Source organism: Streptomyces sp. NPDC047061, assembly GCF_040643955.1.
Lineage (GTDB): Bacteria > Actinomycetota > Actinomycetes > Streptomycetales > Streptomycetaceae > Streptomyces.
In genome coordinates this window covers 15,019-28,517 of sequence record NZ_JBEYVI010000016.1, presented here as the reverse complement: position 1 = coordinate 28,517, position 13,499 = coordinate 15,019, and the positions used below count along the sequence as shown (strand labels likewise).

At 70.0% G+C, this 13,499-nt stretch carries 11 protein-coding genes; 2 read left to right on the top strand and 9 right to left on the bottom strand.

Annotation, left to right across the window (positions count from 1 at the left end; genetic code table 11):
- Window positions 1-61: 61 nt before the first annotated feature.
- The 4 genes from ABZ887_RS23160 to ABZ887_RS23145 form a co-directional block, all read right to left on the bottom strand.
- Window positions 62-529, bottom strand: a complete 468-nt coding sequence (locus tag ABZ887_RS23160; RefSeq protein WP_361292371.1) for a helix-turn-helix domain-containing protein — start codon at window positions 527-529, stop codon at window positions 62-64.
- Window positions 530-846: 317 nt separating this feature from the next.
- Window positions 847-1,914 carry an alkene reductase gene (locus ABZ887_RS23155; RefSeq protein WP_361292369.1) on the bottom strand — a complete coding sequence of 356 codons (1,068 nt, stop codon included), beginning with the start codon at window positions 1,912-1,914 and terminating at the stop codon, window positions 847-849.
- 175 nt (window positions 1,915-2,089) lie between these two features.
- A complete protein-coding gene (locus tag ABZ887_RS23150) occupies window positions 2,090-4,282 on the bottom strand; it encodes a SpoIIE family protein phosphatase (RefSeq protein ID WP_361292367.1) in 2,193 nt (730 codons plus the stop codon).
- A gap of 95 nt (window positions 4,283-4,377) precedes the next feature.
- On the bottom strand, window positions 4,378-6,267 hold the full coding sequence (locus ABZ887_RS23145) for a propionyl-CoA synthetase (RefSeq protein ID WP_361292365.1): 1,890 nt from the start codon (window positions 6,265-6,267) through the stop codon (window positions 4,378-4,380).
- 595 nt (window positions 6,268-6,862) lie between these two features.
- On the opposite strand from ABZ887_RS23145, the gene ABZ887_RS23140 reads away from it, so the two are divergent.
- Window positions 6,863-7,372 carry a helix-turn-helix domain-containing protein gene (locus tag ABZ887_RS23140; RefSeq protein WP_361292363.1) on the top strand — a complete coding sequence of 170 codons (510 nt, stop codon included), beginning with the start codon at window positions 6,863-6,865 and terminating at the stop codon, window positions 7,370-7,372.
- A 31-nt stretch (window positions 7,373-7,403) separates the two neighbouring features.
- Here the strand turns inward: ABZ887_RS23140 and ABZ887_RS23135 are convergent, their stop codons facing one another.
- The 5 genes from ABZ887_RS23135 to ABZ887_RS23115 form a co-directional block, all read right to left on the bottom strand.
- Window positions 7,404-8,039, bottom strand: coding sequence for an ABATE domain-containing protein (locus ABZ887_RS23135; protein WP_361292361.1), 636 nt, complete (start codon window positions 8,037-8,039; stop codon window positions 7,404-7,406).
- A 206-nt stretch (window positions 8,040-8,245) separates the two neighbouring features.
- Window positions 8,246-9,685, bottom strand: a complete 1,440-nt coding sequence (locus tag ABZ887_RS23130; protein ID WP_361292359.1) for a DHA2 family efflux MFS transporter permease subunit — start codon at window positions 9,683-9,685, stop codon at window positions 8,246-8,248.
- 65 nt (window positions 9,686-9,750) lie between these two features.
- Window positions 9,751-10,449, bottom strand: coding sequence for an SDR family oxidoreductase (locus tag ABZ887_RS23125; protein WP_361292357.1), 699 nt, complete (start codon window positions 10,447-10,449; stop codon window positions 9,751-9,753).
- A gap of 211 nt (window positions 10,450-10,660) precedes the next feature.
- Window positions 10,661-11,677, bottom strand: coding sequence for an NADP-dependent oxidoreductase (locus ABZ887_RS23120; protein WP_361292355.1), 1,017 nt, complete (start codon window positions 11,675-11,677; stop codon window positions 10,661-10,663).
- Window positions 11,678-11,838: 161 nt separating this feature from the next.
- Entirely contained in the window at window positions 11,839-12,420 is a 582-nt protein-coding gene (locus tag ABZ887_RS23115) for a TetR/AcrR family transcriptional regulator (RefSeq protein ID WP_361292353.1), read from the bottom strand.
- Between the two features lie 93 nt (window positions 12,421-12,513).
- Here ABZ887_RS23115 and ABZ887_RS23110 point away from each other — a divergent pair, with 93 nt between their 5' ends.
- Window positions 12,514-13,416: a TIGR03620 family F420-dependent LLM class oxidoreductase gene (locus tag ABZ887_RS23110; protein ID WP_361292351.1), complete on the top strand. Its 903-nt coding sequence runs from the start codon at window positions 12,514-12,516 to the stop codon at window positions 13,414-13,416.
- The last annotated feature ends 83 nt before the right edge of the window (window positions 13,417-13,499 follow it).

Genomic DNA, 13,499 nt, shown 5'->3' with positions numbered 1-13,499 from the left:
TAACCGATTGCCTGACGCACGTAATGTGATGGCGGGCGTCAGGCAACGGCCGGTCCTCGGCTCACCGCCGAGGTCGAGCGCCAGGCCCCAGCCGGGCGGTCACGTCGCCGGGGTTCAGGGTGGAGTGGTGCGCGGAGCACTCCACGACGACGCGGACCGGCGCGTCGCAATCGGTGTGGCGGATGTCCAGCACGGGACCCTCGGGGCCGAGGGTGTACGTCTCGCCCCACTGACTCAGCGCCATCAGGGTCGGCCACAGGTCCCAGCCCTTGCGGGTCAGGTGGTACTCGTTGCGGGAGCGGCTACCAGGCTCCCGGTAGGGGACGGTGTCCAGGATCCCGGCGGTGACCAGCTTCCTCAGCCGATCGCTGAGGATCGCCTCGGACATGCCGATGTGGCGGCGGAAGTCGCCGAACCGGCGGACCCCGTTGACGGCGTCGTGCAGGATCAGCAACGTCCACCTTTCCCCCACCACGTCGAGTGCGCGCTGGACGGGGCAGTTCTCGGTGCTCGCCTCAAGCCACTCCATTGCGCCATCCTCACGCCCCTGGCTTCACCGTCGGCAGTCAGGTGAGCGGGGGCCGGCTTCACTGAAAAAGGGCAGGCAGGAAGGCGATCGGCCGTGGTGCGCACGGCCGATCGCCTTCTCGCGTGAACGCAGGCCGGGCGTCCTTCTCCCTGACGCCGGGGGAGGAGCACCACAACCCGGTCGGCGGCGTGCACGGCGTCGCCCGCTGTGGGTATCGGCCCGGCAGCCCTGGCAAGGAACGGGGTGCCGGGCCGACGTCTATCGGGGCCAGTGCGGAGCACACGGGCCGACGGCTCCCCGGGCGTGTGGGTCCGGGGTCAGTCGGTGAGGGCCGGGTAGTCGGTGTAGCCGGCCGCGCCGCCGCCGTAGAACGTGTTGGGGTCGGGGGTGTTCAGGGGCGCCCCGGAGCGTACGCGCGCGACGAGGTCGGGGTTGGCGAGGGCCATGGTGCCGACGGTGACGACGTCGGCCACGCCGTCCTCGACGTCCTTGGCACGGGTCGCGATGTCGGCGCCGGCCCGGTTGAGGAGCAGCGTGGTCGGCCACAGCGTGCGCAGGGTGTGCAGGAGTTCCTCGTCGCCGCCGTGGCCTATGTGCAGGTAGGCGAGGTTGAGCGGGGCGAGGGCGCGCAGCAGGTGCGGGTAGAGCTCGTGCGGGTCGCTCTCCACGAGGTCGTTCAGCTGGAAGGGGTTGCCGGGGGAGAGCCGGATGCCGGTGCGGCCGGCGCCGATCTCGTCGGCCACGGCCGTGGCGACCTCCACCGCGAAACGGATGCGGTTGTCGAGGGAGCCGCCGTACTGGTCGGTGCGCTGGTTGGCGCTGGGGAAGAGGAACTGGTTGACCAGGTAGCCGTTGGCCCCGTGGATCTCGACGCCGTCGGCGCCGGCCGCGATGGCGGCCGCGGCGGCGTGGCGGAAGTCCTCGACCGTCGCGGCGACCTCCTCGGTGGACAGCTCGCGCGGCTCGGGCATCTCCTGCATCCCGGACGGGGTGAAGGTGAGGCCCTGCGGCCTGATCGCGGAGGGGGCCACCGGCTGCCGGTGGTGTGGGGTGCTGTCCGGGTGGGCGATCCGCCCGGCGTGCATCAGCTGGATGACGATCCGGCCGTCGGCCGCGTGCACGGCGTCGGTGACCTTGCGCCAGCCGGCGATGTGCTCCTCGGTGTAGATGCCCGGGGTCACCGGGTAGCCCTGGCCGTCGGCGGAGGGCTGGGTGCCCTCGGTGATGATGAGCGCGTGCGAGGCGCGCTGGGCGTAGTACTCGGCGTTCAACTCGGTCGGCACGCCCTCCGGGGTGGCCCGGCTCCGGGTCAGGGGTGCCATGGCCAGGCGGTGCGGCAGGGGGGTGTCTCCGACGGTGGTCGGGTTCCACAGGGCGTTGAGCATGGGGATTCCTCTTGCAAGGGGTGATGGATCGCCGAGGGGCGCGGGGGAGGCAGTGATCAGTCACCCCGGCCGGCCAGCCGAGCGTGTGTCGGCGCGATCGTAGAATTACGAACGTAATATTATGTGGGGCTGTGTGATGTGGCAAGCGGGGATCCTGCGGAACCCGTGCGGACCCTCACACCGGAGTGGACGGGGCCTCGGCCGAAGGGTTGGGAATCAGCTGCTCGGTCCAGATGACCTTGCCCTCGCGGTTGTGCCGCGTCCCCCAGCGCTCGGTGAGCTGGGCGACCAGGAGCAGGCCGCGGCCGCCCTCGTCGAAGACCCGGGCGCGACGCAGGTGCGGGGCGGTACTGCTGGCGTCGGAGACCTCGCAGGTCAGCGTGGACTGAAGGACCATGCGCAGTTGGATGGGGCCCTTGCCGTAGCGGATGGCGTTCGTCACCAGTTCGCTGACCACGAGTTCGGTGGTGAAGGCCAGGTCCTCCAGACCCCAGGCGGCCAGCTGGGCGGACGCCCGGGCGCGGGCCTCGGCGACGACGGCCGGGTCGCAGGGCAGATCCCAGGTGGCGACGTGACCGGAGTCAAGCGCTCTGGTCTGTGCCACGAGGAGGGCGACATCGTCCGTGGGGCGGTGGGGCAGCAGCGCGGACAGCAGTTCGTCACAGGTCTCGTCGAGTGATGCCGGCGACCTGGCGAGAACGTCGTGGAGCAGCGCGAGCGTGCGGTCCGGGTCGCGCGTGCGGCTCTGGACGAGACCATCGGTGTACAGCACCAGCCGGCTGCCGTGCTCCACCTCGAACTGGGCCGTTTCGAAGGGGAGTCCGCCCAGGCCCAGGGGCGGGCCGACCGGCAGCTCAGGGAAGTCGACCCGGCGTGATGTGGGGGTATCGGTGTCACCGGCGAGGGGAGCCACCACGGCCGGGGCCACATGTCCGGCGCTGGCCAGGGAACAGACGCGGGAGACGGGGTCGTAGACCGCGTACAGGCAGGTGGCGCTGATCTCGTCCGCGCACTCCTCCTCCTCGCGCTGCAACCGGATGACGACGTCATCAAGATGGGTCAGCAGTTCGTCGGGAGGCAGGTCGAGGTCGGCCAAGGTGCGGACGGCCGTCCGCAGTCGGCCCATGGTGGCCGCGGCATGGATGCCGCGGCCGATCACGTCGCCCACGACGAGAGCGACGCGGGCTCCGGAGAGCGGTATCACGTCGAACCAGTCGCCCCCCACTCCGGCGCGTGATCCGCTGGGCAGGTAGCGCGACGCCGTCTCCACGGCGGACTCCTCCGGCGTGCGGTGCGGCAGCAGGCTGCGTTGCAGAGTGAGCGCGGTGGACCGCTCCTGCGTGTAGCGACGGGCGTTGTCGATGTTGACCGCTGCTCTCGACGCGATCTCCTGGGCCAGCAGCATCTCGTCGTCGTCGAACGCATCCGCTGTCCGGCGGCGGACGAACTGCGCGAGTCCCAGCGGACTGCCGCGGGCCCACAGGGGGACCAGGAGCAGGGAGTGCGGACCCCACGCACGCAGGGCGAGTGCGTGGTCCGCCGATGTCGCCAGCCAGGCGGGAACGTCATCGGCTGTGACGTGTAGGCGGAGGGGCCGTCCGTTCGCCAGTACACGGGCCGGCTCCGACCCTTCCGGGTAGCTGTGCGTCCGCCCTGCGGCACATGCCAGCTCCGGGTAGCCGGCCGCGGTCGCCTGGGCGATACGGCGCAGGGTCGCCGGAGCGGGCGCCGGATAGAGATCCTCCTCCTGGAGGGCGGAGGAGAGCAGGTCGACGGTGGCGAGGTCGGCGAAGTGATCGGTTCCGACGTCCGCCAGCTCCTGCGCGGTGACGGCGATGTCCAGGGTCGTTCCGATCCGGGTCCCGGCCTCGTTGATCACGAGCAGTCGTCGCTGCAGCCACCGGTCACGTGCCCTCTGGTAGGCGGCGACAGCCTGGTCCGACGTGCGGTCGACATACTCGAAGGCCAGCGCGCTCAGTGTGACGGCGGTCTGGCTGAGCAGTTCCTGGGAGTCGGTGACGCGGGCCGCTTCGGCATAGAACTCGTGCAGCACACCCGCGTGCACGATCCGGTAGACGCGCAGGAGCTCGCTGATGGGCACTCCGTGCTCAGCGAGCCGGCTGGCGAACTCGATGGCCGCGGGCGGTGTCCTGACCTCGGTCAGGTCACGGCCGCGGGCAAGGAAGTCCAGAGCGGCGACGACGTGTTCGGACAGCCCGGCCGGGGCCGCGGCGGCGATGTCCTCGTACTTCCACAGCTCGGGAAACTCGCCGTGCAGGCGCTGCAGCACCACGTCCGCCACGTGATCCGTCCGCGGCAGGAGCCCCAGGGCGAGATCACGGAGGAAGAGATGCACATCAGTCCCCATGTCCGAAATGTACCCCCGACCTGGTAGCAGGGCCGTGCCTTGCGAAGTTCGCCGGAGTTCCTCCGCCCGCCGGCGGAAGGGCCGCGCGCCGGCGCTCACGGTGTGTGATCCGGGCGGCGGAGCACGGGACGCAGGGTCTCGATGACACCCGGGTCGTCCACCGTGGACGGGATGGGCTCGTCGTGACCGTCGGCGATGCCGCGCATCGTCTTGCGGAGGATCTTTCCCGAGCGGGTCTTGGGCAGAGCGGCTACGACCGCGACGTCCTTGAGGGAGGCGACGGCACCGATGCGCTCGCGCACCAGTCGGACGAGTTCGGCCTCCACCTCGCCCGGTGCGCGGTCGGTGCCGGCCTTCAGCACGACGAAGCCGCGCGGGATCTGTCCCTTCAGGGCGTCGGCGACACCGATGACGGCGCACTCGGCGACGTCGGGGTGGGCGGCCAGGGCCTCCTCCATACTGCCGGTGGACAGCCGGTGTCCGGCGACGTTGATGACATCGTCGGTACGGCCCATGACGAAGACGTACCCGTCGTCGTCGATGTGGCCGCTGTCGCCTGTGAGGTAGTAGCCCTCGTACGCCGAGAGGTAGGAGGCGACGTAGCGCTCGTCGTCGTTCCAGAGGGTCGGCAGCGCGCCTGGCGGCAGAGGGAGCTTCACGACGATCGCGCCGTCGACGTCCGTGGGCACCGGCTTGCCCGCAGAGTCGAGGACCCGGACGTCCCAGCCCGGCAGCGGGCGCGTCGGAGACCCCGGCTTGAGAGGAGCGGCCTCGATGCCCATGGGGTTGGCGACGATGGGCCAGCCGGTCTCGGTCTGCCACCAGTGGTCGATCACCGGGACGCCCAGCAGAGCGCTCGCCCAGTGATACGTCTCGGGGTCGAGGCGCTCACCGGCGAGAAACAGGTGGCGCAGGGCGGACAGGTCGTAGCCGGCGGTGAGGGTGCCCTCCGGGTCCTCCTTGCGGATGGCCCGGAACGCGGTCGGTGCCGTGAACATCGTCTTGACGCCGTACTCGGCGGCGACACGCCAGAACTGGCCCGCGTCCGGGGTGCCGACCGGCTTGCCTTCGTACAGGACCGTCGTGGCGCCGGCGAGCAGGGGCGCGTAGACGATGTACGAGTGCCCGACGACCCACCCGACGTCGGAGCCGGTGAACATCGTCTCGCCGGGACCCACGTCGTAGACGGCACCCATCGACCAGTGAAGGGCGACCGCGTAGCCGCCGCAGTCGCGGACGACTCCCTTGGGTTTTCCGGTCGTTCCCGAGGTGTAGAGGATGTAGAGGGGGGCGGTGGCGGAAACGGGAACGCAGGCGGCCGGCCGCGCGGCGGCGGCCAGTTCGCTCCAGTCGAGGTCGTCCGACCCCAACTCGGCCTGTTCTTGCGGGCGTTGCAGGATCACGCGCTTGTCGGGCTTGTGGGTCGCCAGTTCAACAGCCCGGTCGAGCAGCGGCTTGTAGGCGATGACGCGCTGCCCCTCGATGCCGCAGGAGGCGGAGACGACCACCTTCGGAGCCGCGTCGTCGATACGGAGGGCGAGTTCGTGCGGGGCGAACCCGCCGAAGACGACCGAGTGGACCGCGCCGATCCGCGCGCAGGCCAGCATCGCGACGGCGGCCTCGGGGACCATCGGCATGTAGATCACCACACGGTCGCCCTGCCCCACGCCGAGCTGTGCGAGCGCTCCGGCGAAGGTCGCCACCTCGTCCGTGAGCTCCGCGTAGGTGTACGTGCGCCGCGTGCCGGTCACCGGCGAGTCGTAGACCAGTGCGGGCTCCTCGCCCCGGCCGGCCTCTACATGCCGGTCGAGCGCGTTGAAACAGACGTTCAGCCGCCCGTCGGGGAACCAGCGGTAGAAGGGCGCGTCCGAGGAATCCAGGGCGCGTCGCGGAGGGGTGTCCCAGTCGATGCCTTCCGCCGCCTTCAGCCAGAAGGATTCCGGCTCTTCGAGGCTGGCACGGAAGACATCCTCGTACATTCCCATCGCGCACTCCTTTGTGGCTTCGGGGTCGTGCCGCTTCCGGGGCGCGGCGGTGAACAGGGCGGTACGGGACACCCCTATCGCATACCGGCGGGCAGAGGCGAGGAGGAGGGCCCGGGGCGAACCGGTTGCCGGCTCGGTTGCCGAGGTGGTGGCTGAGCCGAGTGCCGATCCGGTGGGATCCGGCGACGTCGCGGACGACCGGGAGGTCAGGGCCGAGGGTTCGCCGCTTGCGCGCCGACTCTCACGACGAACCGCGTGAAGTGCTGTACCCGGGGCCTTGCCATGGCGAAGCTCCCGCTCGGGTCGGTCCCGGGCCCGGCCGCGCCGGACGCCGCCGGGTGGGTGTGCTGGTCTGGACGCTACTTCCTGAGTATCTGAAAGTAAACCCAGGAGGCGATGGAATCTTTCCTGGACGCGACCGGGTCTCTTCGTCTCGCCGGGGTCGCGGGCGGCCCCGCCGTTGCGGATCGGCGGCGTCGCCGTTGTGGCGGCATGTCGGCGTGCGAGGCCGGTCCGGTGCCGACGCGCGCAGCGGATGAATGGACTGGCTTCTAGGTATCGAAAAGTAAACTCAGATCGCGTTAGAATCATGCCCATGACTGCGTGGACCGAACTTGCCAAGGACACCGGCGCGGACCTCCGCCTCGACCGGGACACGTCGAACTGCTCGATCGCGCGGACTCTTGAGATCGTGGGCGAGAAGTGGACGATCCTGATCCTGCGTGAGGTCTGGTACGGCTCGTCCCGCTTCGGCGACTTCGAACGCGTCCTGGGGTGCCCCCGCAACCTTCTCGCGGCGCGGCTCCGGATGCTCGTGGCCGAGGGGATCCTCGCCACCGAGAGCTATCAGGAGCCCGGTTCCCGCAGCCGCCCGAAATACGTCATCACCCCAAAGGGCATGGACCTGGTGCCGGCGGTGATGGGGCTTCTGCAGTGGGGGGACCGGCACGCCGCCGACCCCGAGGGGCCGGCCGTGCTGACGCGCCATCGCGAGTGCGGCGCACCCGTCGGCGTCCAGATCCGCTGCGGAGAAGGTCACGCCGTGCAGGCCGAAGACGTCGAGAGCCTTCCCGGCCCTGCGTTCCGCCTGAAGCCCGTGGGGTGAACGGCGGGAAGTGACCGAGCCGGTGCCGCGTTCAGCTGTCCGGTGCACGCCCGCTCCGCACGTCCGGGCGGGGTCCTGTGCCCCGTGCTCTGGCCTGGTGGAGGCGGACCTTGGCGCGGTTGCCGCAGCGGGACATGGAGCACCAGCGGCGATTACGGGCGGGCGAACGGTCCACGAAGCGCAGTGCGCAGCGCTCCGCGCCGCAGACGCGTACCCGCCGGATCTCGTCGGACAGCACAAGAGCGACGGCGTCCTGGGCGATCAGCGCCAGCGCGGCCATGGGGTCGCAGGCCCGGTCCGCGGTACCGGCCGGTGCCAGGCGCCCGTCCCTGACGGCCAGCTGCAGAGCGGGCCGAGGGGCTGCCGCCGCGGAGCGGTTCAGCAGCGTGACGTCGCGAGAGTCCGGCATCAGGCCGTCGGCTACCGCCTGTACGGTCCGGTCGAGTGTTTCGCGCAGGCGTAGGCCCGACGCCAGAACAGTGGTAGCAACGGGATCCACGGCGGCCGCATCCGGCGCTAGCAGGCCTGCCTCCTGAAGCCAGCGCGACAGGTCGACTGCACTCCGGAGCGTCTCCTCGGGCGTGGTCCGCCACCGGAAGCGCAGCGTGTTGACGAAGTCCAGGCAGATCCGCCCGCCGTCCCAGACCCACAGGTCGTCCGTTGCCACGCCTCCATTCTGCACGTTAGCTTAACCGTCTAAGACGGTTAGCCGGTCGACGCCGGGGAGGAGTGTTCATGGGACAGCCGACGGTGACGACCGGGGTGACGCAGGCGGATCAGTGACGATTCCGTGGGGCGGCTGAGCCAGGGGCAGGACGCGCCGAAGGGCGGCTCCAGCCGCGATCGACTGGGCCGCCCGTCGGTCTGTCCGCATCAGGCCGCGAGCGGCGCGTCCTCGGCGGCGAGTCCGGCAGCCGGACCGTGGCCCTCGCGTCGCCGGGGCATCAGGAACGCCAGGGCCGCCGCGACGCCGACCGCTCCGGCCCCGACCCAGAGCGCCGGGACCAGCCCGTCCACGAACAGCGAGGCGGAGCCGTAGCCGCCCTGGGCGGAGAAGACCGCTGCCAGCGACGCGACGCCGATGGCGCCGCCGACCTCGCGGATCGCGTTGTTCGCGCCGGAGGCGATGCCCTGCTCCTCCGGACGGACCGTGCTCATCACGAGGTTCGCACTGGGCGCGAAGAACATGCCCATGCCGATACCGCAGACGATCAGCGCGGGCAGCAGGTGGGTGTAGGCCACCTGCGGTTCGACGGCGAGCGCCCAGAGCCCGAGGCCCACGGCGTTCAGGGCCATGCCCACCGCGACGACCGGACCGCCGCCGATGCGGTCGGAGAGCACCCCGGCCAGCGGCCCGGCGATCATGGGCATGGCGGTCCAGGGCAGCATCCGGACTCCGGCCTGCATCGGCGAGTAGCCGCCGACGGTCTGCAGATACTGGCTGAGCAGGAAGATCGCCCCGAACATGCCCAGGAACATCAGCAGGCTGGCGATGTTGATCGTGCTGAACGAACGGTGGCGGAAGAGGCGCATCGGCAGCATCGGGTGCTTGGCGCGCAGCTCGTACAGGACGAAGCCGATGAGCAGGGCCGCCCCCGCGAAGAAGCCGCCCAGAACCGGGGTGCTGGTCCAGCCGTCGGCGTTACCGCGCACGAGGGCGTAGACGATGCCGAACAGGCCGCCGCTGACCAGGACCGTGCCCACGAGGTCCAGGCTCGGGTGCGGGCCGTGGCTCTCGTCCAGCCGGAGCAGGGCGAGCGGGATCAGCGCCAGGCCGATCGGGACGTTCACCCAGAAGATCCACTGCCAGGAGAGGTGCTGGGTGAGCGTGCCGCCGATGAGCGGTCCGGTGGCGACGGCTATACCGCTGGCCGCGCCCCAGATGCCGAAGGCCGCGCCGCGCCGCTCGGCCGGGACGGCGGCCGACAACAGGGTGAGCGTCAGCGGCGTCACGATCGCGGCCCCGACACCCTGCGCCGCGCGGGCGGCGATCAGCTCGCTCATCCCGGGGGCGAGGGCGGCGGCGGCCGAGGCGGCGGTGAAGATCGCGAGCCCGACGGCGAACAGTCTGCGGCGGCCGAAGCGGTCGCCCAGGGAGGCGCCGAACATGAGCAGGACCGCGAAGGTGAGGGTGTAGGCACTCACCGTCCACTCAAGGTCTTCGAGGCCGCCGCCGAGGTCCTTGCGAATGGAAGGGAGGGCGGTGGTGACGATCAGGTTGTCGAGCGCGGTGATGAATCCCGCGACGCTGGTGATGACGATGGCCCAGGCGGCGCTGCCGCTTTGAGCCGGTTGTCTGCGGTGCTCTGTCATGATGTTTCCTTGCTGGGCGTACTGTGCGGTAGGTCTGTGGGCGGGGGCTTCTGAGAGGCCGGCTCTCAGGGGAGCTGGGGGTAGAGCACCGAGAGGTCCCCGGACAGGGCGGCCTTCGCCTGCCGGGCCGCGTTGTCCGCGAGGATCTCGTAGGCACCGTTGGTGATGCCGTCGACGGCGATCCGGGCGATGTCGGCGGGGTCGGACTTGGCGGCGTCGATGTCCCGGACCATGTCGGTGTCCATGTAGCCGACGTGCAGTCCGGCCACCCGGATGCCCCGGTCGGCGAGCTGCACGCGCAGGGCGTTGGTGAGGGACCACTCGGCGGACTTGGCGGCGCAGTAGGCGCCGAACTCCGGGAAGCTGACCCAGGACAGACCCGACAGGACGTTGAGGATCACCCCGCCGCCGTGTTCGGCGATCTGGGGTGCGAAGCCCCGGACCACCGAAAGAGTGCCGAAGTAGTGGGTTTCCATCTCCCGGCGGATGTCGGCCGGGTCGGCCGCGAGCAGGTCGGCGCCGGTGTTCGACCCCGCGTTGTTGATCAGGACGGTCACATCACCGGTGGCCGTGGCTGCGGTCGCGACGGAGGCGGGGTCGGTGATGTCGAGGGCGATCGGCTTGGCACCGGGCAGGTCGACCTGGTCCGGGTTGCGGGCGCCGGCGTAGACGGTGGCGCCCCGGGCGAGCAGTTCGGCGGCGAGAGCCCGCCCGAAGCCCCGGTTGGCGCCGGTGACGAGGGCTGTGCTGGTGGAAAGGTCCATGGGGAGTTCCTGGGGAGTAGGGGCGTGCCCGTATTGAATTACGATCATAATGCTAAGAGGGTGAGGCGAGTGATCGCAAGCGGGCCGCGCTTATGGCGACGGTGGAATCGCCCCGAGTCCCTTCTTGACCCCGGAGCTCCCGAGCCCCAATGGACGAGGGGCCCGCCGTGCGTGCGGCGGGCCCCTCAGGCTTCGGGGCTACGGAGCGCGCTCAGAGCTTGACGATCATCTTGCCGACGTTCTCGCCGCGCATCATCGCCAGGAACGCGTCCAGGGTGTTGTCGAGGCCCTCTCGAACCGTCTCGCTGTAGTGGAGCTTGCCCTGGGCGAGCCAGCCGCCGACCTCCTGGACGAACTTGGGCTGGAGGTCCAGTTCCTCGCTGAACATGAAGGCCAGGATGTCCGACCGGGTCACGGACAGGTTCCACAGGTTGCGCGGTCCCACGACCTTCTCGTCGTTGTACTGCGAGACCATCCCGGACAGCACGATCCGCGCGTGCAGCTTGAGCGCGCCGATCGCCGCCTCCAAGTGCTCGCCGCCGACGTTGTCGAAGAAGACGTCGATGCCGTCGGGGGCCGTCTGGGCCAGCTGCTCGGCCACCGGGCCGTTCTTGTAGTTGAACGCCGCGTCGTAGCCGTACTCCTCGGTCAGCAACTTGACCTTCTCGTCCGAGCCCGCGCTGCCGATCACCCGGCCGGCACCCTTCAGCTTGGCGATCTGGCCGACCTGGCTGCCGACCGCGCCTGCCGCGCCGGAGACGAAGACCGTGTCGCCCTCCTTGATCTTCGCGAACCGCTCAAGGCCGATGTAGGCGGTGAGGCCGGTGACACCGAGCACGCCCAGGTAGGCGGTGAGCGGGGCCAGGTTCGGGTCCACCTTCTGGGCGCCCACGGCGTCGAGGACGGCGTGGTCGCGCCAGCCGAGGACGTGGACCACGTAGTCGCCGGGCGCGAAACCCTCCGCGTTGGACACCAGGACGCGGCCGATCGCGGGGCCGTCCATCGGCGCGTCCACGTCGTAGGGCTCGATGTAGGACTTCTTGTCGCTCATCCGGCCACGCATGTAGGGGTCGACCGACAGGTACTCGTTGGTGACGAGGAGCTGTCCCGGGCCGGGCGTGGGGAGCTCGATCTCGCGCAGCGAGAAGTTGGCCGCGCTGGGCCGGCCTTCCGGGCGGGAGTCCAGGAACCAGGCGTGCGCGGTGGTGGGGAGAGTCTGCTCGGACATGTGGATCGAATCCTTTGTGGTGAGGGGTGGGGTTCCGCAGGTGATGGAGACAGAAAGGTCTGTCTAGTAGACAGAAAGGTCTGTCTACTAGGCCCGCGAACAACGTGGTGGGTGGTGTGATTGGTTGATGGGAGAAGCCGGGCGTTGTCGACCCAGTGGTTTCAGGCAGGCCCCGCGCAGGCCGCGTCGAGCAGAGTGCGCGCCGCCTGTTTGGCGGCCTCGGCGGCCTCGGCGGCACGCTCGACGCGGGTGGCCGCCAGGGTGCCGTCGATGAGGAGGGTGAGCTGGAACGCGAGCATGCCCGGGTCCGTGGCGCCGGCCGCGGCGGCCAGGCCCCGTACCCAGTCGCGGACGTTCGCCTTGTGTTCGGCGGTGATGGCGTGCGCCGTGCTGCCGGGGTCGTACTCCGCCACCGCGTTGATGAACGCACAGCCCAAGGTGCCCGCTCGGGCCGCCTGCTCCAGTGCGACGAAGAGGCCGAACAGCTGCTCGCGCGGGTCCTCTCCGGCCGCCAGTGCCGCCGACCGCAGTTGGCGCCGCCAGCTGTCGTCCATCCGCCGTAGGTACGCGGCGACCACGTCGTCCTTGCTGGGGAACTGCTTGTACAGCGTGGCCTTGGCGACTCCCGACTCGGCGATCAGCCTGTCCACTCCCACCGCGTGGATGCCATGGGTGTAGAACAGCTCGCAGGCCGTGTCGAGAATGCGCTCCCGGGCCGGGCGCCGGATGGACATCGTGCTCATGCCGTGTAAGTTAACAGACGGGTCTGTCTACTCGCAAGTTAGAGACAGACCTGTCTGTCCTTAACGTGTGGTCGACTGCGAGGAGATGTTCTGATGGGCAGCATTGACGGTCTTGATCTCGGCAGGTTCGGGGTCTACACCTTCGACTTCGAGGCCCAGCCGGCGGCGCGGATCCGCGAGTCGGTCCAGGAGTTGGAGGAAGACGGCTGGCGAGCGGTGTGGATTCCCGAACTTCTCGGGCGCGACGCGTTCACGCACGCCGGCTATCTGCTCTCCTGCACCGAGCGGTTGAGCGTGGTCAACGGCATCGCGCAGATCTGGTCACGCGGCGCCCGGTGGGCGTACGGTGCAGGCCTTCTGCTGGCCGACGCCTATCCCGACCGGCATGTGCTCGGTCTCGGATACGGCGGCGGGCCGGGTCCGGGGCTGGGACCGGCGCCCAAGCCCCTGGCGGCCATGACCGTGTACCTCGACGAGATGGACGCGATCAAGACGCTCAATCCCCTGCCGAAGGCTCCGATGCGCCGCATCATGGCCGCATACGGGCCCAGGATGCTCCAGCTGGCCGGTGAGCGCACAGCCGGCGCGCAGACCTATCACGTCAACGTGGCGCACACCGCACAGGCGCGCCAGATTCTCGGACCGGACGCGTTCCTGGGTGTCGAGCACGCGGTGCTCTTCGAGTCCGACCCCGGCAAGGCCCGCGCGATCGCACGCGAGCATCTGCACATCTACCTCAACAGCCCGTACAACGTCGCCAAGTTCCGCCGGCTGGGCTACTCGGAGGAAGAGATCGCGGGCGGCAGCGACCGCATCGTCGACGACCTCGTGTTCTGGGGCGACCTGGACACCATCGTGGAGAAGCTCCACGCCCATGTCGGGGCCGGCGCCGATCATGTCGCGATCCAGGTGATCGGGATCAAGCCGGGTGCGTCCGCGATGCCGTACTGGCGCATGCTCGGCGAGGCACTCCTGCCTCGGGGCGGCACCGCCTGATCCGGGGGATCGCCGAGGGTGCCGTGCCCGTTGACGGGCACGGCACCCTGTGCACGAGGCCGTGCGTGCGCCGAAGGCCCGGT